This is a genomic window from Nonomuraea sp. B19D2 (assembly GCF_040137845.1).
Taxonomy (GTDB): Bacteria; Actinomycetota; Actinomycetes; order Streptosporangiales; family Streptosporangiaceae; genus Nonomuraea.
The window spans coordinates 44,691-68,186 of sequence record NZ_JBEFAK010000034.1 but is presented as its reverse complement, the minus strand read 5'-3'; the positions used below and the strand labels follow the sequence as shown (position 1 = coordinate 68,186).

The window sequence follows — 23,496 nt, the reverse complement described above, 5'->3', positions numbered from 1 at the left end:
CTCCGGCGTATGGATGAGACCGCCAGCAGCCGAGGTGCCGTACATGCCTACATCGACAGCGCCGAGCGGCGTGACTGGGAGAGCTTCGGCGCCCTGCTCGCCGAGGATGTGGTGTACGAGATGCCGCAAACCCGGGAACGGATCCGCGGGAAGTCGGCCTTCCTCCAGTTCAACATGGAGTATCCCGGTGACTGGCACCTTCAAACGCGGCGCATCGTCGCCGATGGTCGCCATGCTGCGGCGTGGATCGACGCGCGGGTCGGCGCCGAGCATCAGGACGCGTGCGTGTGGTTCGAGATTTCCGACCAGGGGCTGATCAGCCGGATCGTCGACTACTGGCCGGAGCCGTATGATCCGCCGTCTGGTCGCGAGCACCTTGTGGAGCGCTGGTAAGCCCTGTCCATCGAGCAAGGCACATGGCAGGGCGGCAGCGGCCATCCCTGCCATGTGCCTTGCCATGAGGCGGTGTGAACCGGGGTGTCCGTTAGGCTGGCCCCCACCCAGTGCACGGAATAGGCGTGGTGAGCGTGCGCCCCCTTATTTGGCAATCCGGCGACCGCCCTACTCTGAGATACTAGAACAACGTTCTAGAATTTCGAACCGAAGGGTGGGCATGGTCGGGACGTTGGGTTCGCCGCGCGCCGGTGCCATCGACGTGGGCTCGCGCGCGCCGTTCGGGTGGGCGCCGCTGGCGGTCCTGTTCGTCGTCGGATTCGTGGACCGGATCGAGCACAACCTGCTCTCCGGCGTGCTCCCGGCCATCCAGGGCGAATGGGGCTTCAGCGACACGGCTGCCGGCTCGATCCCGACGGCGGCCGCGCTGGCCGCGGCAGTCGTGGCCCTGCCCGCCGGGTATCTGGCGGACCGGCTCAGCCGTACCCGGATCATCGCGGTTGTCGTCCTCGTCTGGGCGGTCGCCACGCTGGGCTCCGGCCTGGCCACGGGCTTCCTGATGTTCTACCTGATGCGCGTGCTCCTGGCCGCGGCCGAGAACATCGACAACCCCGCCGCCGGCAGCCTCCTCGCCGACTACTACCCGCCGGTCAGCCGGGCGAAGGCGTACGGGTTCACGCGGGTCACCACGCACCTCGGGGGCGTCGGGACGCTGCTCGGCGGGGTGCTGGCGGAGGCGTTCTCGTGGCGTACGGCGTTCCTCGTCATGGTCGTCCCCGGCGTGCTCACGGCCCTGCTCGTCTGGCTGCTACGCGAGCCGCCCCGCGGCCGGCTGGACCGGCTGGTGGCCGCAGGCGATGTTCCCTCGGCCTCCGCGGCGCGCGCTGCCCTGGTCTTTCCCACGCATGCTTCCGCCGTATCTCCGGGGTCCGCGGCCGTGGTGCGGTTGCCGTTCTGGCGGCAGTTGCGGCAGGTTCTCGCCATCCCCACCCTGGTCTTCGTCTGCGCCGGCCTCTGTCTCCTCACGTTCGGCCTGTCCGGGATCTTCTACTGGCTGCCCACGTTCATGGTGCGCAGCCTCGGCGTCGGCACGGGCACAGCAGGCTCGCTGACCGGGTTGATCCCGGTCGCGGGCACGCTGACCGGCACCCTGGTCGGCACGTGGCTGGGCCGCAAATGGCACGGCACGCGCAAGGGCGGCCGGCTGCTGGCCGGTGGCAGCGGCCTCACGGCCGGCTCGCTGGTCCTGGCCGGGGCGCTGTCGATGGAGTCGATCGGCGCGATGGCCGTGCTGGTCCTGCTGGCCTGCTCGCTGCTGGCGATCGCGATGCCCAACCTGACGGCGTGCCTGGCGGACGTGGTCCCCGCCGCCTCGCGCGGGCTCGGCTTCGCCGTCCTGCAGCTGCTCACCACGGGCGGCGGCGCCTTCGGCTCCCTGGTCGTCGGCATCGCCTCGGACCGGTTCGGGTCACTGCTCGCCGGGATGTACATCCTGGTGCCCCCGATGATCGCGGGCGGGCTGCTCACGCTCAGGGCCCGGACGTCGTTCGAACGCGACGCGCGCAAGGTCATGGAGGAGGCCGCCCGTGGCTGAGCCTCCTGGCCCGCGATGTCTTGCGCCAAAGCGGGACTTATGGCACTTCGGCGCCACCACGTCTCCCCGAGTCCGGCAGGCGCCTTAGGCAGCCGACTGCCCTGTGGGTCTTGGCAGGTCACGCTGCACACTCATCGGCGTCATCTGCGCTTGAGACACCTGCTGATATCCATATCGATATGACGAAATGATCAATATCAATATTGGACATCCCTGGCTAGCTTCTGATCTCCTCTTCGGCATGACACATGTACTCCCGCGGCTAGGGATCGCGACATTGACCGCTTCTGCGCTGCTGGGCGGCCCCGCCGACGCGGCGGTTGCCCTCACGGGCGAGACGAGTGCCTCCAGCGTCGCCGTCCGGACGGGGACCAACGCCCCCTCCGACTCCGACCTGAACAAGACGCTGCAGGAACATGAGAAGTCCTACCAGGGGCGTATCGGCGCGGTGGGCATCGACCTGGGAACCGGTAAAACGGTCGGCTACCGGGCTGACGAGCGCTTTCCTTTCAACTCCATGTTCAAGGTGTTCGCCTGCGCGGCAGTACTGCACAAGGCACGCACCAGCGACCCCGGGCTGATGGACAAGGTGGTTCGCTGGAAGCCTGAAGAGATGGCCGGGCTGACCACGAACTCCCCAGAGACCACCGAATACACCGACACCGGCATGACACCTGCACAGCTGTGCCGCGCCGGGATCACCAAATCCGACGGCTTCGCGGGCAACACGCTGCTGAAGCAGATCGGCGGGCCGCGCGGCCTGACCGAGTTCTTCCGCGCCACCGGCGATCGGACGAGTCGCCTGGACCGACCGGAGCCCGGCCTGACCGAGTGGAAGCCTGGCGAAGAGCGCGACACCACCACCCCCGCGGCGGCCGCGCAGACGTTCGCCAAGCTCACCACCGGTAAGACCCTCCACAACCGCGACCGGGCGCGGCTGGTCGGCTGGCTGAAGGCCAGCCTCACCGGCGCCAACCGGATCCGGGCGGGACTCCCCAAGGACTGGACGGTCGGCGACAAGACCGGCACCGGCGGCGCGAGCAACTACGGCACCGCAAACGACCTGGCGATCGTCTGGTCGCCCGGGTCTGACGCGCCGATGATCCTGTCGGTGTTCACCAACCGCAACACCGACGACACCCCGCATGACGACAAGGTGATCGCCTCCACCGCGACCGCGCTGGCCAAAGCCCTCGGCAGGCTCTGACTGGCCTCCCGGTTCGCAACCGCAGTCATGAACCAGATCATGCGCTCGCCAGCCACCGGCGACCCATAGAGGCTGTACGCGAACGAGCAGATGCACTCCTGGTCGCGTTGTTCCTGCTGCTGCTGGGGTCGGCGGCTTACCCTCCCGACGGATGTCATCGCGTTCGGTGCCGTCCAGGGCTAGGAGGGACGCCTGCGGTGTGAGTGAGCAGCTGGTGGACCGTCACCGGCGCCACACTCCAGCGAGTGCGCGGTCCGCGAGACGATGCTCAGCAACGAGCGTTCCGGCATCCACGACTTGATCAGCTGCTGTATCCGCTTGGCGTGGGCGCTGTCGTCCTGGGCCGTACCGCTTGAGCTGCGGGATGCCTTCCGGTCGTGCAGCTGATCGCAGAACGTGGTGGCGTCGAAGGCCGGAGCCTGGTAGAGCTCTTGTGCCGTACCGACCTCGACCAGGTAGGCGGGTCAGTGGTCGATTGCCTGGTAGAGGGTGGTCCAGAAGTCGTGGATGGCCCGCGCCGAATCCGGGGTGGACATCCCGGTCTGGGTGAGCAGGATGCCGACGAGCTGGTTGTCCGGGTCGGCGTAGGTCGTGGTGCCGGCTCCGCCGTCCCAGCCGAACTGGCCGATGGGGGCGTAGTCGCCGCGGTAGGTGCGCACCGTCATCCCGAAGCCCCAGCCGCCGTGCTGCCCCGTGCCGTGTGAGAGATGGACGACGCTGCGGGCCCAGGCCTGTAGGGCGGCATGTTGCTCGGGCGTGAGGCGGTTGGTGGTCATCAGCTCGACGGCGGGCCGGGACAGGATCCGTTCGCTGCCGTGCATGCCGTGGTTGAGCAGCATCCGGAAGTAGGCGTGATAGTCGTCGACGGTTGAGTCGAGTCCGCCGCCGCCTGACTGGAACGCCGGAGGCCGGCTGTGGTGTCCCCCTTCGGCCTCGTCCTCCACGAGGAACTCTCCGGTCTGCGGATCGGGGGCGTACAGGGGCGGCAGCCGGTCGATCTTGTCGGCGGGCACGTGGAAACCGGTGTCCTTCATGCCCAGCGGATCGAAGATGCGTTCGCGCAGGAACGTCTCGAACGACTGGCCGGTGACCCTGGCGACGAGCACGCCGAGCACGTCGTCGCTGACGTTGTACAGCCACCGCTCTCCCGGCTGGTACATCAATCGTCGCCGCCACCGCTACCGGCTTGGTCGTCGAGGCCATCCTGAAGATGGTGTCCCGGCGCATCGGCGCGCCACCGTCATGGCGCATCGTACCGATCGCTTCGACGTGTGTCTCCTCGCCCCGGCTGACCAGGGCGACGAGCCCAGGAATCCTCCCGGACTCGACATGCCGTGCCAGCACCTCGCGCAGTCTGCGCAGCCCTGCTTCGGAGAAGCCGCTGTTGCCTTGTCCCATCAAGAATCTCCTTGCATACAGTGTTCGACACACCCAGTGTTTGATCTTGCGGGACCCGTCCCCGCGTGGCGCTCATGGGCTTTTGCATGGGCGACGCACGGGGGGCGGGGGTGGGCGCGGCGTTGCCCGGTTCGCAGCCCCGGGGCGCATTCGCTGAACGGTTCATGGCGTCCACCATCGCCAACCGCTCTGATACTGGCTGTCGCCGTCTTGACGCGCCGCTGAACCGCGGCGAGAAGTAGCCGGCCGGGCATGACCCGTGGCCGCGTGGTGCAGACAGTCGATGAAAGTGGGGCTCGGCCCGGGGCACGATGTGCCGTGTCGTTATCGGACTGTCTGGTCTGCTTTTCTGGTCTATTCGTCGGCAGCGCGCGTGATGGCGTCGGTCAGCCGCTTCCGCTCACGGGTGGGGGCGTAGCCACCTTCGGAGTAGTTTTCGACGAACGCCTCGGCGAACTCCACCGGGTCCTCCCCGACGATCTCGCGGATCGGCGTCCCGTCCGCCGCGGCCTGTTCGAACAGGTCGGCGAGGTCCTCGAACATCGACGCATTGCTGTCGCCGTCGGTCGGCACGAAGTGCATCAGGTACCGCTCGATCGCTTCGACCGCCGTGCGGTAGTTCTCGGGGAGCTGCTCCCTGCGCGCCTTGTACTCGCGCCACCGCCGCTTGGGGCCGATCACCTTTGCGAGGAAGCCGCCCTTTTCAGCGTCGGACATGGTCATCTGCCTCCTTCGCGGAGCTGTTCGAGCCGTTCTGCGAGGAAGCTCCAGGTCCTCCAGAATTCTTCGAGATACTCCCGTCCCTGATCGTTGAGGGAGTACACCTTGCGCGGCGGTCCCTTGTCGGACGGGACCTTCTCCACGTCGACCAGGCCGCGCTGCTCGATCCTGACCAGCAGCGCGTAGATGGTGCCCTCGGCGATGTCGGAGAAGCCCTGATCCCGCAGCCACGCCGTGATCTCGTAGCCGTAGGCGGACCGGCCGGACAGGATCGCCAGCACGATGCCCTCCAGCGTTCCCTTGAGCATCTCCGTCATCTGCTTGCCCATGGAGCACCCCCTTTCAGCTACTCAATGTTGCTGACTACTGGTACATAGTAGCGCTAAATAGCTGAGGTGCAAGCCGGGACCGTAAGCGAGTGGGTGTGGCGACGACGACCATGCCAAGGTCGTCTTCGCCCAACTGCGTACCGGTCCTACCGAGGGGTCTTCTTTGGCTGGCGGGGCACGGTGTCGCCCTTCAGGTGCCCGTACACCAGGTGCCCCTCCGCCGGCTGCGGCCGCGACGGGCACGCGCTGTCCGGGGTCGATGCGGGCGACGTCGACGCGGATCTGCCACGTGGTCAGGCCCGCGAGCGGTGCACACGTCGCCAGCCTGGAATCTGTCCCCGTTCACCGCACGGGGCGCTGCGCCAGATCGGCGGACACCGCGGCCGGGGCCTGTGATCGGCCCTTTCATGCCCAGTCATGGCCTTCCTGACCGTGCGGGCGGACTCCATCGCCTTGGTGAACGCCGCCCGCACTTTGACGCGGTACGGCGGACAGGAACCTACCGACGTCACCCGCCGGTGGCAGAGCGAATACGACGACGCCCAGCGCCGCGGAATGTCTTGATGAGGACGAGGGGCGCCGGTTGCCCGGGACCCTTCACCCGGGTTCTCCGGACCCGCACTCATCTACGGGCTTTGGTGGCGCTTGCCCGGGCTGTCACGAGGGGAACCGCTCCGGGCGGAAGTCCGCAAGCATCTCATCTCTCTTCCCGCTGAGGATCTCCGAAGCAAGCAGCCGGCCGATTAGCGGCCCGAGCGTGATGCCGCTGTGGGAAACGGCCTCGTAGTAGCCGGGCACAGACGGCACCGCTCCCACCGAGGGGAATCCGTCGGCTGGGATGGGCCGGTCGGCTACCCGTGTCTGTACGATGCGCGCGTTGCCGAACTCGGGAACGACGTGCCGCGCCGATTCGTGGAGCAGCCGTGCGAGTTCCGCTGGATCTTCGCCGGTGTCGATGAGCGCGTCGATCTCGCGGCTGTGGAGCACCACCGAAGCGTCTCCGTCGGGACGGATCTCGATGTGAGGCGCGTGCATGACCCGGCGAACCGGGACCTGGGCAGAGCTGATCCGGGTGATGACGCCGGGTTCCCGGCGCATCGGCAAGTGCCGTGCGATGAGCTCGGCGACGTGGGAGGCGCTGGGACCTGCTGCGTTCACGACGATGTTGACGTCGAGACAGCTCCCATCGGAAAGAGCAACTGTCCGGATGCTCCCGTCGGCACCGGTGCCGATGTCACAGACCGCGGTGCCGAACCGGTGCTCGGCGCCGGCGGCAACGGCCTGGCCGACCAGGCGGCCGACGAGATGACGTCCATGCACCCAGGCTTCGTCGGGGTAGTACATGACTGGAACCTCGCCGGGCATCGTGAGAGCAGGTTCGAGGCGGCGGCGCACCTCGGCCCCCGTGCACACCTCGACCCGGTAGTCCCAGCCAGCCAGCAGTCCGGCTGTTTTCAGGAGCTTGGCCTCCGCTGCTGGATCGTCTGCCCAGCGCAGGTGGCCGCTGGGATACCACCATGAATCTGGCCCGATGGTCCTGGCAAGCTCACGGTGCGCAGCCATGCCCGCGACGTTCAGCTCGAAGTAGGACTTACGCGCGGTCTTGTTGCTGGCATTGACCCACGAGAAAGACCAGTTGGTGACGCCTTCACCCGGCTGGCCTGCGTCGATGAAGATCACCTTGGCGCCGTGCCGGGACAGGTTCCAGCCCACGCTGGCTCCCAGGATGCCCACTCCGATGACAGCAACTCGTACAGGCCGCTTCACGGACCCGATCCTCACGAACGCCCCCTTCCCAGATCACCGGCGAACTCCCCGCTTCCAGCATGCGGCATGTGGAACGGTGAGCACTATGAACGGGACAGGCAAAGCCCCCCTTGTGACGCCGGCTCGCCCGTGACGAACAGGACAAGCCGGTCGCCGGGATGCTTGGTCGACTTCGTTGCCACGCGCCGTTAGGGTGGGCGTCCGCTCCCCTTCGCCCCCAGGAAGTGCCGCGTGCTCCGTCGTCACCGTTTAGGGATCCTCGCCCTGCTTGTCGTGGGCGTGTACGTTGCCGCGCTGGCGATCTGCGCCGCGATCGCGCTGGCCGCCGGCGACCTCGGCGTGTTGTGGCGGCTGGCGCTTTTCACGGAGGCGGCCGAAGGCGCCGCGGCGACGTGGCCGAACGTGCTCGTCGTGCTCCTGACAGGCATCGCGTGGGCCTGGGCGCTGTGGCAGTGCCTGCGTGGCCCGCTGGCGGGTCCGCCGCCCGAGCTGGACCGGGACACGCGGCGGCTGCGGGTCGCGCTGTATGCCGCGGCGGCCTCCTGGCTGCTCTACCTCCTCGTGCCGTCCTGGCCCTGGTGGGCGGAGGCGCTCGATGCCGTGGTGATGTGTGTGGTCGTGCTGCTGTTCCAGCCGGTGCTGGGACGCAACCTGGAGCACGCCGGTCAAGCGCGCGTGACGGGTGTGCTGGGGTACGGAGGCGCCGCCGCCATCAAGACACTCGACGTCCTCGGCCAGCCCGTGCCCGAATTGTTTTCGCTGATCTGTGGCCTGGCGGCCCTGATCTGGACGGTGCTGGTCCTTCGGGCGCAGCGGTGGGACCGCCGCTGGCAGCGGGCCACTGTCCGGTACGGCATCGCCGCCCTGGTGGCGCCGTTGGTTCTGGGACTTGTGGGCTCGCTGCTCGCAAGCGTGGGGAACCTCCACGGCGCCGCAACGGCGGCTGCAGGTGCTGCGGGTGCCCTGATGGTGATCTGGCTGGTCCGCTCCGCCCACGAGCTCGCCGACCCGCACCACCAGCCGGCCTCACCCTTGCCCCTCCCCGTGCGGCCACCGACGCCGTGACGGCCGCAGTCGGTTCTACCGGATGACGCGGCCAGGCCTGAGGCCGGTCACTTCTTGGGCCGGATACGGATGACGGCGGCTTTCTTGGCGATGCCGACAACCTCCAGCTTCATTTTGTTGAAGACTGCCTTCTCGCCCGTGTGACAGGTCAGGTCCACGTGGGCGGGGTCGTTCGCCGCCGGTCCGGTGATGACGGAAGAACACCCACCGTCGCTGGAGAACGCTGACTGGGTCAACGGTGCAACCATCTTGGCCGCGAATTCTTCCCGTCCGCCGGCACGGGCAGCGATGGCGTGGGCGAAGCAGTAGGGGGCGTAGGAGTGCTGGTGGCGCCAGTGGAAGTGGCGGAGGGCTTGGGCAACGCCGAGGTCGACGCGGCGGTGTCGTTGGGGACTGGCTCGATCGCTGAGCATGACGCGAGCACAGCGGTAACCGCCGCGGACAGCAGAACGCCAGCAAGCGGACGGGAACGGGGAACTGACTGCGAGTCAGGCATAGTGCCGCAACGTCCGCTACGCGGCCGCCTGCATGCCGGAAACGCGGCGGCATGCCAGGAAGCTCCGGCTATAAGGTGCGGACGTGGACAATCTTGAAAGCCTCGTCATCGCCCGGCGGCTGCGTGTCCCTATCGGCGACGCGCCCACCGGTTCCCAACCGGGCTGGGGAGAGGTGGCCGCCCGCCAGCTCGACGCCGCGCTGCTGAGCGTAGGTTTCAAGTGCTCGGCGGCCCTGCTTGAGCGCCTGGCGAAGCTGCGCGGCGAGACCGTGGTCGATCTCGGCGTGCGGGTGTTGGCTGCTGTCCGCCACCTGGTCGGTGATCATGTGCAGCACAACGCCTACTTCCTCGACTTCCCTCGCAACGTGCCCGACACTGTGGAGTTCTGGGTGGGCTTGTTGCGTGCGGCGCTGCTCGACCAGGTCGCCGCCACGCGCGTCCGGCCGGCGACGCTCAACCTGCTCGCGCTGCCTGGCTACGGCCGTTACCAGCACACCTATGCCGACCTGCTGGCCGCGCACGCCGAGCTCATGCCGCTGGCCGGCGACCGGGTGACCGTGCTGGACCTGGGCGCGAGCCTGGAGTCGGAGGCGCGCGAGCTCTACCTGTCGCTGGCGGGCTCGCAGGCGCCGCTGGCCGCCGAGGACCTGGCGGCGCTGCGCACGCTGGCCGCCTTCTGCAGCGACGAGCCGGAACGCATCCCGGTGCGCGAGAACCGCGCCGTCATCAACGAAGTGCGCCTGGCCGCCGGTCGGCCGCTGCTCGTGGACACGGTGACCGACGTGCTCCGGCTCGCCTGCGGCTGCTCCGGCGGCGACGTCACGCTGGCCACCCCCACCAGGTTCCGCTCGTTCCGACGGGGCGAACGCCGGGCCCTGCTGCAGGCCCTGGACGCGGTCGCCGCCCCGGGGAAGCTCGGCGACGTGCCCCGCCATCGGGAGCAGTGGAAGCGGCTCGGCGAACGGCTGCACCCGCACGAGTACCCGCGCTTCCCGCAGGCCGCTCACGTCTTCGAGGTCGCGCGAGGCGTACGCCAAGCGCGTAGTTTCGACAGCCGCGTCGAGGAGGCCCTGTGGTCCGGCCGCACCGGCGACGCGGTGCAACTGCTGGAGAAGGCGCCCGGCGCGCTGCTGCGCCGTCTCGACCATCTGCTGCGGACCGGCACCGCCCCCGGCATCGTGCTCGATGCCGCCGAGAAGGCCGCGGCGGGCGCCTCCGGCCGGGTCCTGCTGTCGTTGCGCGAGCATCTGCAGAACCGGCTCGCCGTCGCCCCCGGGCGCGTCTTCGTCAACCGGCGCGGCCGGGCTTGGACGGCGGCCGACGCACGCTCGCGACTGGAGGAGGACGTCGTGGCGCGGGCGGTGGCCATCCTGGATGAGGAGATCACCCGGCGTCTGCCGGACCCCGGCGAGCTGATCGTCGATCCGGAGGTGCTCGACGTCGCCCTGCCGCTGTCCGGCAAGGCCGTCGCGCCCGGGCTCGGCATGCTGCCGCGCGGCTCGCTGTCGCGGGTGGACGGGGAGCTGCTGCGGTTCTTCGTCTACTGGCGCCAGGCAGAGCGGCGCACCGACTACGACCTGTCGGCCCTGATGCTGGACGCCTCGTACGGCAATGCCGAGCATGTCTCGTGGACGAACTACGGCAACGACTTCGCCGAGTACTCCGGCGACCTCACCGACGCCGCCGACGGCGCGAGCGAGTTCATCAACATCCGCCTCGCCCAGGCGACCCGACCGATCATCATCCCGCAGGTCAACATCTACGCCGGCGAGGCGTTCGACGAGGCGGCGGAGGCGTTCTTCGGGTACATGATCAGGGAGGTCCAGCAGGAGGGCATGCCCTTCGAGCCTCGCACGGTGCGGATGAAGTCCGACCTGCGCGGCGCGGGCCGCGTCGCCCTGCCGCTCGTGTTCCTGCGCGGCGACGACGGCGCCTGGCAGGTGAAGTGGCTGCACCTCTACCTGAAGGGGCACCCTCGCTTCAACCAGGTGGAAGGCAATCGCGTCACGGCCTCTCTCCTGGTGCGCTCGATCGTCGAACGCGACCACCTGCGGGTCCGGTACCTGGCCGACCTGCTGCGGGGCAAGGGCTCGGCGGGTGAGCACACCACCTACATCGGCTTGCAGGCGCCGGCCGACCTGCCGGAGGGCGCGCGGGTGTACACGCCGGCGACGCTGCACGAGCTGATCCCCGCCTGATAGAGTGAAGATCGCGAGGCCATGGGAGGGCTTCCTTCTCCTCTTCTCTGCAAAAGAATCTCTAGTCCTCCCGCTTTCCTCGCGCTCTGGTCGTGAGGCCATTCGGCAGCTTCCTTCTCCTGGTTCGATTCCAGGCGGGCCCCATGGGCCTGCTAGGTCATCTAGCCGCCGAGCCTTCCTCGCGGCCAGGTCGCTGGGCTTCCCCCACACACGAGAGCGTCGCCGGTCACTCCCCCGCGGACACACGACGGGAACAGCCCCGCCGCACTTCGAGCGCCGCCCGTACGACCGGTGGATCGCGTACGCGCAGTCGAAGACCGCCGACGCGTTGCTCGCGGTCGGCGCCGCCCGGCGCTGGACCGCCGACGGCATCACCGCAAACGCGCTCGAGCCCGGCTACATCCACACCAACCTGCAGCGGCACCTCGACGACGACACCATGCGAGCAGCGGGGCGCGCGCACTGGAGCGGGAGAGGGACTCAAGCGACCAGCTCTCAGCGCCCAGGCATACTCCCTGGCGGCCGGTCGGCGGGCGAGCCTGGCGCGATCAACCCGGTCTCGTAGGCGAGTACGACCGCCTGGACCCGGTCCCGGAGGCCGAGCTTGGACAGGATGCGCGCGACATGGGTCTTCACCGTCGTCGGGCTGAGGCTCAGTCGGTCAGCGAGCTCGGCGTTGCTCAGCCCGGTGGCGAGGAGGCGCAGCACCTCCAGTTCCCGGGGTGTCAGCTCCGACAGATCCCGGTGTACGGCTGGTTCGGCCTCGTCGCGGCGGGCGAACCGCTCGACAAGGCGGCGGGTGATCGTCGGTGCGAGCAGGGCGTCGCCTGCGCGCACCAGGCGCACCGCGGCCACCAGGTGCTCGGGTGTGACGTCCTTGAGCAGGAAGCCGCTGGCCCCTGCGGTGAGTGCGGCGTAGACGTAGTGGTCGAGGTCGTACGTGGTCAATATGAGGACGCGGGTCTCGTTCGTGCCGTCCGCCATGATCTGCCGGGTGGCTTCGAGGCCGTCCATCTGCGGCATGCGGATGTCCATGAGCACGACGTCGGGTCGAGTACGCCGGACGGCGGCGACGGCTTCTGCTCCGTTGGCCGCCTCGGCCGTCACTTCGATGCCGTCGGCGGCGAGGATCATCCCGAACCCGCTGCGTACCAGTGCTTGGTCGTCGGCGATGACCACGCGCATGGGGCTGTTCATGTGGTGGTCCACGGAACCCGCGCCTTGATCTGGTAGCCGCCGTCGCTCTGCGGCCCGGCCTGGAGGGTGCCGCCGTAGAGGGCGAGCCGCTCTCGCAGCCCGATCAGCCCCCGGCCCTGGCCGTCTCCGGCGCGTGTCGTGTGTCTGCCGCCGGTGTCGGTGATCTCGATCTCCAGCCAGTCGCCGCGGTGGCCGATGGTGACGGACGCCCTTGCACCCGCCGCGTGCTTGATCGTGTTGGTCAGCGCCTCCTGAACGACGCGGTAGACGGCCAGGTCCACCCCGGGCGGCAGCGGGCCGGGCGGCGGGGAGATCTCGATGCTGACCGGCACTCCGGCTGCGCGGACGCGTTCGACCAACGAGTCGAGCTGGTCGAGTCCCGGTTGCGGTTCGAGCCCGTCGGCGCTGATGCCCGCCCGCTCGCTCTCCGGCCCGGCGAGCAGGCCCATGACGTGGCGTAGTTCGGCCATGGCGGCTCGGCCGCCGGCTTCGACCGCCAGCATGGCCTGCTTCGACTGGGCCGGGGCTGTGTCCATCACCTTGCGTGCCGCTCCGGCCTGGATCACCATCACGTTCACATTGTGGGTGACGACATCATGGAGTTCCGCGGCGATCCGGGAGCGCTCTTCCTGGACGGCCTTGCGCATGGCCTCCCCATTCCGAACGGCGGACTGTCGCGGCCGTTCCTCTTCCTGGGCACGCAGGCCATGCACAGCCCGGGAGGCAAGGACACCACGTGGGAACGTGACTGGGCACATCTGACGGGATGGAAGCGCTGGCTCGTGGTGGCCGGGGCAGAGCATGCCTCCTTCACCGACACCGCGCTGCTGGTGGAGCAGCTCGGTATCCACCGCAATCCCGGCCTGTCCGCAGAGCGCGCGGTTGAGATCACCCGCAGCACCGTTCGGGCCTTCCTCGACCTGCACCTGCGCCACAAGCCCCAGCCCCTGCTGGACAGGCCGTCAACGCGCTACCCCGAGGTCAAACGGTGTGACGTCGAGCAGAAGACCTGCGCTTAGATCGCCCGCTGAGCTATGTAATGGTCGTGAACCGGTGCGTGGCGGCGCTTGCGCGAGAACCAGCCAGACGCGAGAGGCGCCTTCATGCCCCGGGCGATTGGGTGACCGAAACCACGACCCGTGAGATCGACAGGTCGATCGTCCGGTGTGACGGCAGCATCCTCGTTGAGGTGGCCGGGTCGTCGCCTGTTCCCAGGTTCCGCTCCCAGCGCGGATGCGACCCGCCCGCAACGACCAGCCGAATCCGGCTGTTCCGTGCGAACCGGTGCGCTACGGCGTCGAGCTCCATACGAATCAGGCCCTGGGGCGCCGAAGGGTCGAGTCGGACGAACCCGTCGCTGACGTTGCGTGAGCGGCCTTGGGCATCCACTTCCGACACGCGAACGAACAGGTCGGCGAAGGGGTTGTCGGAACTGTGGCCCAGTTCTACAACTGGGCTGCCGACGACTTCGAGCTCCGTGGTCAACGGGTCTGACGTGAACGCCAGCACATCGGAACGCGAGGCGAGCGCGCTGTCATCCGTGTAGCCCGCGGTCACTCCAAGGGAGACCTGCGTGACGAACGCGCCACCGTACGTGGGAGTCGGCTGGGCGGGGTCGTAGGTGAACTCGCTCACTTCTCCCGCGTCGGCCGGTTGAGCGGCCAGGAGTTCGCCGGAGCGGGGATACAGGATCTGCTCGACCGTCGCCGGCGGCCAGGCCGGAAGGTCGCGCCACCCCTCGTCGGGGCCGCTGAGGAACACCTTGACCGGCGTGGCGCGGTGCCGGTCGCTTGATCCGGCCAGATGCTCGTCGAACCAGGCGAGGGCTTCGGGGAGCAGGATGCGGGCACCCTCGGCGCCCCCCTGAGCATGCGTCCACGGGCCCATGGTGAGTCCGACATCGACGCCCCGCTCGGCCAGCCGCGCGTACCCCGCCAGTGTCTGGCGAAGAAAGCCGTCCTGCCAGCCGCCCTGAATCAACACGGGGACGTGCACCCGATCCAGCGCTTGCGTCAGGTCGGCGCGCTTCCACCAGGGGTCGCCCAGATCCCGCCGACTGACCCACTCGCGGTACCAGGGCGCCTTCCCGTCCATCAGCTCTTCGGCGGCGTCGGCCAGCGGAAGCGCTGCCAGGGCCTTCTTGATCCGGCCCCGGGAAGAGAGAACCGCAAAGATGCGAGGCAGGATCGGCTCTTCCTGCTTGGTCGTGGCGAACGACCATTCGAACACAGTGCTGAGCAATAACGCCCCGCCGGTGTAGACGAATGCGCCGAAGTTGTGCGGCGCGCACGCGATGACCGCGGTGGCCAGCTCTGGCGGCGAATCCATCAGCAACGCCCACGCGGCGAAGCCGACAGATGAAAAGCCGTGCGTGGCGAAGCGCCCGTCGAACCACGGCTGCTCGCGCATCCAAGCGACGGTGTCGGCCGCATCGTCGGCTTCCCGCATGTGCGGTTCGAAGGTTCCCCCCGATCCGAACGTGCCCCGCCACCGGACCAGCACGACCCGATAACCGCGGCAGGCGAACATTCCGCCGGTCATGGCCGACCCCATCACGTTGTAGCCGTAAGGGGAGCTGACGAGAATCGTTCCCGACACCGGTCCCTTCGGCTCCAAGAGATTCGCCAACAGCTCGGCGCCGTCTCTCATCGGGATCCGCACGTTGCGGGTCACGCTGTAGTCGCTCGTCGAAGCGGGCAGCCGAGCGTACTTCGTCCACAGCAGGTCGGCGAGCCGTTGCCCGAGCGTCCGATCCTTGGCTCGTTGGTTCATCTCTCTCCTCCGCAACACAACACGTGCCTGGCGATGCGCGTCTCCCGTCGCCCGCATCGGCCCACGGACGCTCGACCCGGGTCCCGTCTGCCGCCGAGCGGTCTCCCTTGTGCGCCGTCCGGCACACAGTAACACGAACTTTCAATAATTACTGAAAGTTCGCGTTACTGGGGTACCCTTGTGTTCCCAGATGACTGAAGGGAGCGCCGTGCGCGAAGATGAGATGGACGAGCTCGGCAAATTCGTCGAGCGCTTCGCCTCCACCCTCGCCGATGCCGGCTTCCCACGCCTCGCCGCCCGCGTCTTCGCGACACTCCTGGCCAGCGAGAGTGGACGGATGACCGCGGCCGAGCTGGCGGAATGGCTGCACGCCAGCACCGGCGGGGTCTCGGGTGCCGTCCGCTACCTGGTCCAGCTCCGCCTCATCCGCACAGAACGGGACCCGGGAACGCGCCGCCACGCCTACGTCGTGGACGGCTCGTGGTACGAGTCCACGCTCCTCGCGAACCCGTTCCTCGAAAGAGGCGAGGCCGACCTGCGAGAAGGCATCGCCATCCTGGGTGACTCACCGGCGGCCGACCGGCTGAACGAGACGCTCGAGCTCATCCAGTTCCTCAAGGACGAGACCCGCGCGATGATGCGCCGCTGGCATGAGCGCAAGGCGGCACTGCGAACACGGTGAACCGCGGGGACGGGCGTCACCTGCCCAGTGCAACTTCTTCGGGGTTGAGGAACCGGCGGACACCGGCCAGCGTCCCACCAGTGCCGCATAGGCGGTGGAGCGGCCGATTTTGAGGGTGTGGGCCGAGCACCCTCGTCGACCAGGCGGCGCAGCGTGGCCAGCTCGGCGGGGCCGATCACGCGCGGCCGGCCGGTCTTCTTCTTGCCGGGCAGCATGGCACCGGTGGCCTCGCGGCGCTTGGCGGCGGCGATCCCTTCGGCTCCTACGTCATGAGCCGTACGTGGCATACCCTCCGCCGCCAAGGGCCCGGCCACGCCAGAAGCTTGAGCTTCACCACCATGGCTCAGGCTTCTGCTGGCCACGACCGAGTGGGTGGTTGGCCAGGCGAAAGATCAAGCGTTGCTGGCACAGCTTGTGTCAAGATGCTCGGCATGTCTAATCGCGCGCTGAGCTTCGGAGCGATTGCGGAAGCATACGAACAGTTCCGGCCGGGGTATCCCGTGGAGCTCTTCCAAAGAGTGATGGCGTACACGGCTCAGCCAGTGCGGGCCGCCCTCGAAATCGGCGCTGGAACAGGCAAGGCGACCCGCCTATTCGCTCAACGAGGAATCACGGTCACCGCGACCGAGCCTGATGGTGCCATGCTCGCCGAGCTGCGTAAGCACGTGCCGACGAACGTCAGGACCGTGCAAGCCGCCTTCGAGGACGTGCGACCGGGTGGGAGGTACGGGCTGGTTTATGCGGCAGCGGCGTTGCATTGGACTGAACCGAAGGGTCGGTGGTCACGCATGGCTGCGCTTCTGGAGGATGGAGGAGTGTTCGCCTCGTTCGGCGGGCCGATTCAGCTGGCTGACCCAGCTGTGGAGGAAGCAGTTCGTGTGGCGCGGTCACCGTTCTTGGCGAGCGACGATGTTCCGTCTCCCGATGGGACGCCGCCGGAGCAAGACATGCAGTGGCCGGGTACGGAGCTCCAGCGATCTGCATGGTTCACTGATGTTCAGCAGTCTGTGGTCGAGCGGCGCTTGACGATGAGTGCTCGCGACTACGTTGGCTATCTCTCGACGGTCTCGGCCTATCTCATGTTGCCGGCCTTGGAGCAAGAGCAGGTGTTTGGCCGGATCATGCGGGTTCTGCCCGCGACGGTGGGGATTACCGCCGACATCACCGTCCATATGGCGCGTCGCCGCTGCGAGCAGTAGTGCCTTGGTAACCGGTTCTCCCATACTGCAACCCTTACGGGGCGAACAGGACGCGGGATCCGCGGGTTAGCGAGGTTAGGACCCCTTGCGGATGGTGGCGTACTCGTCGCGGGCCTGTTGGACGGCGTCGGGGTAGCGCTGGGCCTTGCGGACCTGCTCGACGGGTTCGCCGGCGTCGCGGCCGAGCCGTTTCATCTCGTACACGGTGAGGATGACGCGGCAGTGCGGGGCGTGGGCCTTGATCTGCCGGGCGGTGGCCAGGGCCTTCTCGAACTCGGGCCGGACTTAGAGGGCCGAACGGCTCCGCGCGGAGGCCGACGTGCTGAGCCGACACCTGAAGCCGCCCGTCTGAACACGCTACGACCGGCGACATCGCCGCCCGGTTGATCGTTCGCATCGCCAATGGCTGTCCGTTCGTTCCCCAACCCCGGTTCGGCCCCGGCGGCAGTCCGTGCATTGGCGTCCTGTCGGGCTGGACGACGGTCATCCTCTCGACCGTCGACGGTTCGAGCAGCCGCACCTCATCGACGTCGCTGACCGTGGCGGCGTACATCCGCGCCACCGATCGGGCATCCGCGAGCATGTTCGCGGCCGGGAACTCAGCCGCGCGCCAGCCACCCGTAACGTAGACCTCGGGGTTGGTCAAGGTGCCTGTTCCGACTGTTCCAGCGCGGCACGTGAAGCGTCCGGCCCGTACGAAGCCTCGCCTGTCATCGGTTCGTGGTTACGCGTCCCAGGTGACCGGGAGGCTCTTGACACCGTAGATGTCGGCGGTCTCCGGGCGCAGGGCGACCTCTTCGGCCGGTACGGCCAGGCGCAGCGTGGGGAAGCGGTTGATCAGCGCAGGGAACGCGACCCGCATCTCCACCCGGGCCAGCTGCTGACCCAGGCACTGGTGGATGCCGTGACCGAAGGCCAGATGCCCGCCGTCCTGCCGGCGCAGGTTCAGCGCGTGGGGATCGGGGAAACGCTCGGGGTCGCGGTTGGCGGTGTTGTACGACAGCAGGACCGTCGTACCGGCCTTGATGGTCTGGCCGCCCAGCTCGACGTCCTCCAGCGCCACCCGCCCGGACCCCTTGGCGACGCTCAGATAGCGCAGCAGCTCCTCCACGGCCTTGTCGGTGAGCGCGGGTTCGGCGCGCAGTGCGGCCAGCTGCTCCGGGTTCTGCAGCAGCGCGAAGGTGCCCAGCGCCAGCATGTTCGCGGTGGTGTCGAACCCGGCCGACAGCAGGATCAGGGCCATGCCCTGCAGTTCCTCATCGGTGAGGTCGCTGTCGAGCAGGTCGCTGAGCACGTCGTCGGTGGGGTTGGCGCGCTTGGCGGCCACCAGTTCGGCGAGGTAGGTCTGGGTCGCGGTGTAGGCCGCGTACAGCTCCTCGTCGCTGACCTCCCCGCCGAGGAACTTGTCGATGTTCTCCTGGAAACGGCCCCGGTCCTCGTACGGCACGCCCAGCAGCTCACAGATCACGATGGCCGGTATCGGCTTGGCGAACGCGGTCACCAGGTCAGCCGTCGGCCCGGCCTGCTCCATGGCGTCCAGGTGCTCGGCGGTGACCTGCTCGATCCGCTCGGTCAGCAGTCGCATCCGCCGTACGGTGAACTTGCCCACCAGCGGCTTGCGGTAGCGGCTGTGCTGCGGATCGTCCATCAGCAGGAACTCGCCGGGCGGCGCCGGGGGGACCTCGATGTCGCCGTAGTCGATGGTCGGATGGTGGCGCATGAGCTCCTTGCGCGAGCTGAACCGCGGGTCGGCCAGCACTGCCCTGACCAGGTCGAATCCGGTGACCAGCCAGCCCGGGTGCCCGTCGGGGAAGGTGAATCGGCTGATCGGGCCGTGCTCGCGGATCTCGATCAGCTCCTTGGGCGGGTCGAAGGGACAGCCCAGCTGACGCGCCGTCGGCATCGTGGTGACAGTGTGGAGGGATTCAGTCATGATCTGTCCTGGTTTCGCGATGGTATGTGTCGTGTGGAGCTCGAAGGATGCGTGCAGGGAATGGAAGCCGAGCCACATGCTCTGGCCCACGATGGCGGTCGTTCGTCACTCGCACGGGCAAGGAGCAGCGGCTGCCGCACGTGCTCTGAGTGGTCCGCTCACAGCCCGCTGTTCATCTCGCGCGAATCTGCTGGAAGCCTTCGCCCGGCGGCGCGAGCGAGCCGAGAGGAGTGCTGTACTTGTTCAGGGCGACCGCGTCGCGATCTGCCTGTCCGCCGCGCTGATCGGGATCAAGACATGCCCGATCGATACGCCCTAGGAGATCTTGCGGCGGTACGTGGTCATGGCGAAGCTGTAGGCGACGATGAGGATGCCGAGGCACCAGGCGAGGGCGATCCAGATGTCGGTGCCGACCGGTTGCTGGGTGAACAGGTCGCGGATGGCGTTGACGATGGAGGTCACCGGCTGGTGCTCGGCGAAGAAGCGCAGCGGGCCGGGCATGGTGGCGGTGGGCACGAAGGCCGAGCTGAGGAACGGCAGGAAGATGAGCGGGTAGGAGAACGCGCTCGCGCCTTCCATGGTCTTTGCCGACAAGCCGGGGATGACGGCGATCCAGGTCAACGCCAGGGTGAACAGGACCAGGATGCCCGCCACCGACAGCCACGCCAGCACTCCTGCCGAGGAGCGGAAGCCCATGAGCAGGGCCACGAGCATGACGACCACGAGCGAGATCAGATTGGCGACCAGCGAGGTCAGCACATGCGCCCACAGCACCGACGACCGCGCGGTCGGCATGGACTGGAAGCGCTCGAAGATGCCGCCCTTCATGTCCATGAACAGCCGGTACGCGGTGTAGGCGATGCCCGAGGCGACCGTGATGAGCAGGATGCCGGGCAGCATGTAGTTCACATACGACGTGTCCGACCCTGTTCTGATCGCGCCGCCGAACACGTAGACGAACATCAGCATCATGGCGATCGGCATGATCGCGGTAGTGATGATGGTGTCCGGGCTGCGGGTGATGTGGCGCAGGGAGCGTCCCAGCAGGACGGTGGTGTCGGTGAAGAAATGCTTGCTCATCGTTGGTTCCTTATGCCTTCGTGCCGACGAGGGTGAGGAAGACGTCCTCGAGGGTCGGCTGCTTTTCGACGTATTCGACCTTGGCGGGCGGGAGCAGTTGCTTGAGCTCGTCCAGGGTGCCGTTGACGATGATCCGGCCCTCGTGCAGGATCGCGATCCGGTCGGCGAGTTGTTCGGCCTCGTCCAGGTACTGCGTGGTGAGCAGCACCGTTGTGCCGCGGCCGGCGAGTTCCTTGACGGCCTGCCACACCTCGATGCGGGCCTGGGGGTCCAGGCCGGTGGTCGGCTCGTCGAGGAAGATGACCGGCGGGTTCCCGATGAGGCTCATCGCGATGTCCAGGCGGCGGCGCATGCCGCCGGAGTATGTCGCGACCTTCCGTCCGCCCGCGTCGGTGAGCGAGAAGCGGGCGAGCAGGTCATCGGCGATCTTGCCGGGGTTCCTGAGGTGTCGCAGCCGGGCGACCAGCACGAGGTTCTCCCGCCCGGTGAGGATCTCGTCCACGGCGGCGAACTGCCCGGTGAGGCTGATCGACTCCCGTACGTCCGCGGCCTGCGCGGCCACGTCGAAGCCGTTTACGCAGGCGGTCCCGGCGTCGGCCTTGAGCAGCGTGGAAAGGATCTTCACAGCCGTGGTCTTGCCCGCCCCGTTGGAGCCGAGCAGGGCGAGGATGCTGCCGCGCGCCACCTCGAAGTTCACGCCGCGCAGCACGTGCAGATCCTTGTAGGACTTCTCCAGGCCGTGCACCTGGATCGCCGGGGCTTGCTGTGTCGTCATCCCTCTGTCCTGTCTCGTGGTGGGGTGGTGTCGCCGGCGGCGCGGTCGATGGCGCTGGTGAAGCGGTTGCGCTCCCGAGTCCGGTACTGGCCGAGGGGGTAGTTGGCCATGAACGCCTCGACGAACTCCACGGGGTCGTCCCCGAAGATGTCGCGGATCGGGGTGCCGTCCGCCGCGCTCTGCTCGAACAGTTCGGCGAGGTCTTCGTACATCGCCATCGCGCCCGCGCCGTCGGCCGGCCCGAAGTGCATCAGGTACCGCTCCAGCGCTTCGACCGCCGTGCGGTAGTTCTCCGGAAGTTGCTTGATACGGGCCTTGTACTGCCGGTAGCGCTTCTTCTCCTCCAGTGACCCCATGACGATCTCCAGGTACTGCAGGTAGCGGCTCTTTGGTTCGTCAGCCACGTCTACTTGCCTCCTTTGCGGAGCTGTTGGAGCCGTTCGGCGAGGAAGCTCCAGGTCCTCCAGAACTCGTCGAGGCACTCCCGTCCCTGGTCGTTGAGGGAGTACACCTTGCGCGGCGGTCCCTTGTCGGGCGGGACCTTCTCCACGTCGACCAGGCCGCGCTGCTCGATCCTGACCAGCAGCGCGTAGATGGTGCCCTCGCGTTCCCTTGAGCATCTCCGTCACGAGCTTGCCCATGGGACGCCTCCCATTTCAGCTACTTTGTGTTGCTGACTACCAGTACAAAGTAGCACTGACTACTTGTACTTAGCAACACCGAATAGCTGAGGTGCAAAGCGGACGAGGCGGGAGCGCCCGCGACCACGAGAGGGGCGATTGGTGTCCACGGGATCCTCTCCGACGTCTTCGCCGATCGGGGTCCCGTTCGCCGCGCTCTGCTCCGGCAGGCGCGGCCTCGGGAGGGTGTTCAAGCACCTCCTCGGGATCCGTCCAACGGAACGGCGCCTACTGCAGAAGGCACGCAAGTGGCCATCGGGCTGCTCGAGGTCCACGATCGCCCCTCCGGCGCGGACCAAGGTCCGACTTCGGCAGCCACCCGGTCCTGCTGCTCCACTGCACAGCCCGGCGCCCGCCGGTGCTTTGGGTCGACGACGGGTGTTACTTCCCGGCCGTGCCGGGTTTCCCGCTGATGGACTCCTGATAGATGTCCGCGTAGGTGCGCGAGTCCTTGACCAGGTCGTCGGCGAAGGCGGCGACGTCGTTGCCGATGAGCTCCAGGACTCCCTTGCCGGCTGCGACGCCCTCCTCGAAGAAATCGAGGATCCCTGGGAGCAGGGACCCGTCAAGCAGGTTGATCGGTCCAACCTTGAAGAGGTACCTCTGAATCTCCTTGTAGACGATCTGGTAGTCGGGCGGGAGCGCCTTGACCCGCGCCATGTGCGCCCGCCACTGCTTCTTGCCCTCGATGATGTCCTGGATGCCCACGTCAGCCTCCTAGCCGGGCCAGTTTCCTTGCGACGTTCCTGTTCAACTGCTCGCGCCACCGGTCGCGATAGCTCCGGGCCCCCTCTCCGCCGGCCAGCGCCGCGCAGAAGCCCTCGATGTCGTCACCCAGCACCTGGTGAATGCTCTGCCCATCGGACGCCGTCTCTTCGAGCAGCCCGAGAGCACCGTCGAGAATCGGCATCAGGTTCCGGCCGGTGAAGTCCCCGTAGGGAAAAAGATGAACTACGATCTTCCCCCACGCCGCCCGGTAGTCGGCCGGCAACGCCTCGGCCCGAGCTTCGAACGCCTTCCATTCCCTGGTGAGATCGCTGCCTGTGATGGTCTCCCAGAAGTTCATCGCCCGCCCTCCTTGAGCTTGTCGATCCGTGATGAGACGTACTCCCATTTCGCCCAGAACGTCGCGAGTTCATCGCGCCCCGCCTCGTTGAGCGCATAGAACTTGCGCGGCGGGCCCAGCCCTGATGGTCGTTTCGTCACCTGGACGAGCCCGTTCTTCTCCAGCCGCAGCAGGATGGTGTAAACCGTCCCCTCGACGACGTCGCCGAAGCCGAGCTCGTTCAGCCGGCGCGTGATGGCGTACCCGTAGGTTTCCTCGCTGCCGATGATTTCAAGCACGCAGCCCTCAAGCGTGCCCTTCAGCATCTCCGTCAGGTCGTCCATCGTGGGTCCTCTTCGATCTCCTGGTACTTTGTAGTACCGAGTACCACTACACGGTAGCACAAAGTAGTGAACCAATGCCGAGCGATCGGCGAGCGCAGACCACGGATGCGATTCGAATCATCGGCCCGCTAGATGAACCTCTACCGCCGCTACTTCGACCTGGTCGCCGCCATATGGCAGCCGGGAGGAGAAGCTCGACGCCGAGGGCCCGGCCAACGTCAACCCCGACAGCCCGCGCGAGCAGCAACCGGCCAACATCCGCCGCATCTACGGGCCCGAGAGGGAAGCATTTGGCGTGCTGACCATCGAGATCGAACTCCTCCAGTCCGCCACCGCCTGAGACACAACCGACCCGCCACGACGACGACGGCCCGCGCACCGTGCTCCACGGGCGCCAGTTCCACCGTGACGGCGGTGCCGTACATGCGAGCGGCCTCGAACAGGGTGTTGACAACATCGGTGGCACGCCCGGCGCGCGAGCCGCCGAGTCGCGCACAACCGGGACTTCGAAGCCGCCCTGGCTGCCTGCCTCGGCGAGGGCTAAGGCGCATCCGGCCTCTGGGAGCACTGGAACAGCCAATGGCAGTAAGCGGCGTAGAGCCTGGTCAGCGGCCATCCGTCT

The 23,496-nt window shown here is 67.7% G+C and carries 26 protein-coding genes and 1 pseudogene; 10 read left to right on the top strand and 17 right to left on the bottom strand.

The window, feature by feature from the left end:
• Positions 1-9 precede the first annotated feature (9 nt).
• The 3 genes from ABN273_RS42110 (at position 10) to bla (ending at position 3,194) form a co-directional block, all read left to right on the top strand.
• On the top strand, positions 10-393 hold the full coding sequence (locus tag ABN273_RS42110) for a nuclear transport factor 2 family protein (RefSeq protein ID WP_349455043.1): 384 nt from the start codon (positions 10-12) through the stop codon (positions 391-393).
• Between the two features lie 220 nt (positions 394-613).
• The gene (locus tag ABN273_RS42105) at positions 614-1,987 is read left to right on the top strand and encodes an MFS transporter (protein WP_349455042.1); all 1,374 of its coding nucleotides are present in this window, start codon (positions 614-616) and stop codon (positions 1,985-1,987) included.
• Positions 1,988-2,264: 277 nt separating this feature from the next.
• A complete protein-coding gene (gene bla / locus ABN273_RS42100) occupies positions 2,265-3,194 on the top strand; it encodes a class A beta-lactamase (RefSeq protein ID WP_349455040.1) in 930 nt (309 codons plus the stop codon).
• Between the two features lie 464 nt (positions 3,195-3,658).
• Here the strand turns inward: bla and ABN273_RS42095 are convergent, their stop codons facing one another.
• From ABN273_RS42095 to ABN273_RS42080, 4 genes and pseudogenes are all read right to left on the bottom strand, one after another.
• On the bottom strand, positions 3,659-4,354 hold the full coding sequence (locus ABN273_RS42095; RefSeq protein WP_349455039.1) for a serine hydrolase domain-containing protein: 696 nt from the start codon (positions 4,352-4,354) through the stop codon (positions 3,659-3,661).
• Between the two features lie 67 nt (positions 4,355-4,421).
• Positions 4,422-4,592, bottom strand: a pseudogene (locus tag ABN273_RS42090) (serine hydrolase); the annotation flags it as partial.
• 354 nt (positions 4,593-4,946) lie between these two features.
• Positions 4,947-5,309 carry a DUF1048 domain-containing protein gene (locus tag ABN273_RS42085; RefSeq protein ID WP_349455037.1) on the bottom strand — a complete coding sequence of 121 codons (363 nt, stop codon included), beginning with the start codon at positions 5,307-5,309 and terminating at the stop codon, positions 4,947-4,949.
• Between the two features lie 2 nt (positions 5,310-5,311).
• Positions 5,312-5,641 carry a PadR family transcriptional regulator gene (locus ABN273_RS42080; protein WP_349455036.1) on the bottom strand — a complete coding sequence of 110 codons (330 nt, stop codon included), beginning with the start codon at positions 5,639-5,641 and terminating at the stop codon, positions 5,312-5,314.
• Between the two features lie 417 nt (positions 5,642-6,058).
• Here ABN273_RS42080 and ABN273_RS42075 point away from each other — a divergent pair, with 417 nt between their 5' ends.
• Positions 6,059-6,205, top strand: coding sequence for a hypothetical protein (locus tag ABN273_RS42075; RefSeq protein WP_349455035.1), 147 nt, complete (start codon positions 6,059-6,061; stop codon positions 6,203-6,205).
• Positions 6,206-6,298: 93 nt separating this feature from the next.
• Here the strand turns inward: ABN273_RS42075 and ABN273_RS42070 are convergent, their stop codons facing one another.
• Entirely contained in the window at positions 6,299-7,408 is a 1,110-nt protein-coding gene (locus ABN273_RS42070; RefSeq protein WP_349455034.1) for an NAD(P)/FAD-dependent oxidoreductase, read from the bottom strand.
• 273 nt (positions 7,409-7,681) lie between these two features.
• On the opposite strand from ABN273_RS42070, the gene ABN273_RS42065 reads away from it, so the two are divergent.
• Positions 7,682-8,473, top strand: coding sequence for a hypothetical protein (locus tag ABN273_RS42065; protein WP_349455033.1), 792 nt, complete (start codon positions 7,682-7,684; stop codon positions 8,471-8,473).
• A 47-nt stretch (positions 8,474-8,520) separates the two neighbouring features.
• On the opposite strand, the gene ABN273_RS42060 is transcribed toward ABN273_RS42065, so the two are convergent.
• Complete coding sequence (locus ABN273_RS42060; protein WP_349455032.1) at positions 8,521-8,886, bottom strand: hypothetical protein; 366 nt, start codon at positions 8,884-8,886, stop codon at positions 8,521-8,523.
• 166 nt (positions 8,887-9,052) lie between these two features.
• Here ABN273_RS42060 and ABN273_RS42055 point away from each other — a divergent pair, with 166 nt between their 5' ends.
• Entirely contained in the window at positions 9,053-11,167 is a 2,115-nt protein-coding gene (locus ABN273_RS42055) for a TerD family protein (RefSeq protein WP_349455031.1), read from the top strand.
• Positions 11,168-11,662: 495 nt separating this feature from the next.
• Here the strand turns inward: ABN273_RS42055 and ABN273_RS42050 are convergent, their stop codons facing one another.
• Positions 11,663-12,364, bottom strand: a complete 702-nt coding sequence (locus ABN273_RS42050) for a response regulator (RefSeq protein WP_349455030.1) — start codon at positions 12,362-12,364, stop codon at positions 11,663-11,665.
• Entirely contained in the window at positions 12,361-12,933 is a 573-nt protein-coding gene (locus ABN273_RS42045) for a sensor histidine kinase (protein ID WP_349455112.1), read from the bottom strand. The genes ABN273_RS42050 and ABN273_RS42045 overlap by 4 nt, the downstream gene beginning before the upstream one ends.
• Before the next feature lie 12 nt (positions 12,934-12,945).
• Here ABN273_RS42045 and ABN273_RS42040 point away from each other — a divergent pair, with 12 nt between their 5' ends.
• Positions 12,946-13,383, top strand: coding sequence for a hypothetical protein (locus tag ABN273_RS42040; RefSeq protein WP_349455029.1), 438 nt, complete (start codon positions 12,946-12,948; stop codon positions 13,381-13,383).
• Positions 13,384-13,465: 82 nt separating this feature from the next.
• Here the strand turns inward: ABN273_RS42040 and ABN273_RS42035 are convergent, their stop codons facing one another.
• Positions 13,466-15,136, bottom strand: coding sequence for a CocE/NonD family hydrolase (locus ABN273_RS42035; RefSeq protein ID WP_349455028.1), 1,671 nt, complete (start codon positions 15,134-15,136; stop codon positions 13,466-13,468).
• A gap of 208 nt (positions 15,137-15,344) precedes the next feature.
• Here ABN273_RS42035 and ABN273_RS42030 point away from each other — a divergent pair, with 208 nt between their 5' ends.
• The 3 genes from ABN273_RS42030 (at position 15,345) to ABN273_RS42020 (ending at position 17,646) form a co-directional block, all read left to right on the top strand.
• A complete protein-coding gene (locus ABN273_RS42030; protein WP_349455027.1) occupies positions 15,345-15,818 on the top strand; it encodes a GbsR/MarR family transcriptional regulator in 474 nt (157 codons plus the stop codon).
• A 431-nt stretch (positions 15,819-16,249) separates the two neighbouring features.
• Positions 16,250-17,017, top strand: coding sequence for a class I SAM-dependent methyltransferase (locus ABN273_RS42025; protein WP_349455026.1), 768 nt, complete (start codon positions 16,250-16,252; stop codon positions 17,015-17,017).
• A 383-nt stretch (positions 17,018-17,400) separates the two neighbouring features.
• Complete coding sequence (locus tag ABN273_RS42020; RefSeq protein WP_349455025.1) at positions 17,401-17,646, top strand: hypothetical protein; 246 nt, start codon at positions 17,401-17,403, stop codon at positions 17,644-17,646.
• A gap of 95 nt (positions 17,647-17,741) precedes the next feature.
• Here the strand turns inward: ABN273_RS42020 and ABN273_RS42015 are convergent, their stop codons facing one another.
• The 8 genes from ABN273_RS42015 to ABN273_RS41980 form a co-directional block, all read right to left on the bottom strand.
• Positions 17,742-18,950, bottom strand: coding sequence for a cytochrome P450 (locus tag ABN273_RS42015; RefSeq protein WP_349455024.1), 1,209 nt, complete (start codon positions 18,948-18,950; stop codon positions 17,742-17,744).
• Between the two features lie 315 nt (positions 18,951-19,265).
• Complete coding sequence (locus ABN273_RS42010) at positions 19,266-20,030, bottom strand: ABC transporter permease (RefSeq protein ID WP_349455022.1); 765 nt, start codon at positions 20,028-20,030, stop codon at positions 19,266-19,268.
• Positions 20,031-20,040: 10 nt separating this feature from the next.
• Positions 20,041-20,805 carry an ABC transporter ATP-binding protein gene (locus ABN273_RS42005; RefSeq protein ID WP_349455021.1) on the bottom strand — a complete coding sequence of 255 codons (765 nt, stop codon included), beginning with the start codon at positions 20,803-20,805 and terminating at the stop codon, positions 20,041-20,043.
• The gene (locus tag ABN273_RS42000; protein ID WP_349455020.1) at positions 20,802-21,209 is read right to left on the bottom strand and encodes a DUF1048 domain-containing protein; all 408 of its coding nucleotides are present in this window, start codon (positions 21,207-21,209) and stop codon (positions 20,802-20,804) included. Before ABN273_RS42000 ends, ABN273_RS42005 begins: the two co-directional genes overlap by 4 nt.
• Positions 21,210-21,211: 2 nt before the next feature.
• Positions 21,212-21,400 carry a PadR family transcriptional regulator gene (locus ABN273_RS41995; RefSeq protein ID WP_502911212.1) on the bottom strand — a complete coding sequence of 63 codons (189 nt, stop codon included), beginning with the start codon at positions 21,398-21,400 and terminating at the stop codon, positions 21,212-21,214.
• 466 nt (positions 21,401-21,866) lie between these two features.
• Positions 21,867-22,193 (bottom strand): DUF1048 domain-containing protein, encoded by a 327-nt coding sequence (locus tag ABN273_RS41990; protein WP_349455018.1) that lies wholly within the window; start codon positions 22,191-22,193, stop codon positions 21,867-21,869.
• 1 nt (position 22,194) lies between these two features.
• Positions 22,195-22,551 carry a DUF1048 domain-containing protein gene (locus ABN273_RS41985; RefSeq protein WP_349455017.1) on the bottom strand — a complete coding sequence of 119 codons (357 nt, stop codon included), beginning with the start codon at positions 22,549-22,551 and terminating at the stop codon, positions 22,195-22,197.
• Positions 22,548-22,874 carry a PadR family transcriptional regulator gene (locus ABN273_RS41980; RefSeq protein ID WP_349455015.1) on the bottom strand — a complete coding sequence of 109 codons (327 nt, stop codon included), beginning with the start codon at positions 22,872-22,874 and terminating at the stop codon, positions 22,548-22,550. The genes ABN273_RS41985 and ABN273_RS41980 overlap by 4 nt, the downstream gene beginning before the upstream one ends.
• Positions 22,875-23,496 lie beyond the last annotated feature (622 nt).

Excerpts from the sequence above, each read along its gene's own strand:
- ABN273_RS42110 (WP_349455043.1), top strand. The coding sequence starts at position 10 with ATGGATGAGACCGCCAGCAGCCGAGGTGCCGTACATGCCTACATCGAC.
- ABN273_RS42105 (WP_349455042.1), top strand. The coding sequence starts at position 614 with ATGGTCGGGACGTTGGGTTCGCCGCGCGCCGGTGCCATCGACGTGGGC.
- ABN273_RS42095 (WP_349455039.1), bottom strand. The coding sequence starts at position 4,354 with ATGTACCAGCCGGGAGAGCGGTGGCTGTACAACGTCAGCGACGACGTG.
- ABN273_RS42085 (WP_349455037.1), bottom strand. The coding sequence starts at position 5,309 with ATGTCCGACGCTGAAAAGGGCGGCTTCCTCGCAAAGGTGATCGGCCCC.
- ABN273_RS42080 (WP_349455036.1), bottom strand. The coding sequence starts at position 5,641 with ATGGGCAAGCAGATGACGGAGATGCTCAAGGGAACGCTGGAGGGCATC.
- ABN273_RS42075 (WP_349455035.1), top strand. The coding sequence starts at position 6,059 with ATGGCCTTCCTGACCGTGCGGGCGGACTCCATCGCCTTGGTGAACGCC.
- ABN273_RS42060 (WP_349455032.1), bottom strand. The coding sequence starts at position 8,886 with ATGCTCAGCGATCGAGCCAGTCCCCAACGACACCGCCGCGTCGACCTC.
- ABN273_RS42050 (WP_349455030.1), bottom strand. The coding sequence starts at position 12,364 with ATGAACAGCCCCATGCGCGTGGTCATCGCCGACGACCAAGCACTGGTA.
- ABN273_RS42045 (WP_349455112.1), bottom strand. The coding sequence starts at position 12,933 with ATGGTGATCCAGGCCGGAGCGGCACGCAAGGTGATGGACACAGCCCCG.
- ABN273_RS42035 (WP_349455028.1), bottom strand. The coding sequence starts at position 15,136 with ATGAACCAACGAGCCAAGGATCGGACGCTCGGGCAACGGCTCGCCGAC.
- ABN273_RS42025 (WP_349455026.1), top strand. The coding sequence starts at position 16,250 with ATGTCTAATCGCGCGCTGAGCTTCGGAGCGATTGCGGAAGCATACGAA.
- ABN273_RS42015 (WP_349455024.1), bottom strand. The coding sequence starts at position 18,950 with ATGACTGAATCCCTCCACACTGTCACCACGATGCCGACGGCGCGTCAG.
- ABN273_RS42010 (WP_349455022.1), bottom strand. The coding sequence starts at position 20,030 with ATGAGCAAGCATTTCTTCACCGACACCACCGTCCTGCTGGGACGCTCC.
- ABN273_RS42005 (WP_349455021.1), bottom strand. The coding sequence starts at position 20,805 with ATGACGACACAGCAAGCCCCGGCGATCCAGGTGCACGGCCTGGAGAAG.
- ABN273_RS41985 (WP_349455017.1), bottom strand. The coding sequence starts at position 22,551 with ATGAACTTCTGGGAGACCATCACAGGCAGCGATCTCACCAGGGAATGG.
- ABN273_RS41980 (WP_349455015.1), bottom strand. The coding sequence starts at position 22,874 with ATGGACGACCTGACGGAGATGCTGAAGGGCACGCTTGAGGGCTGCGTG.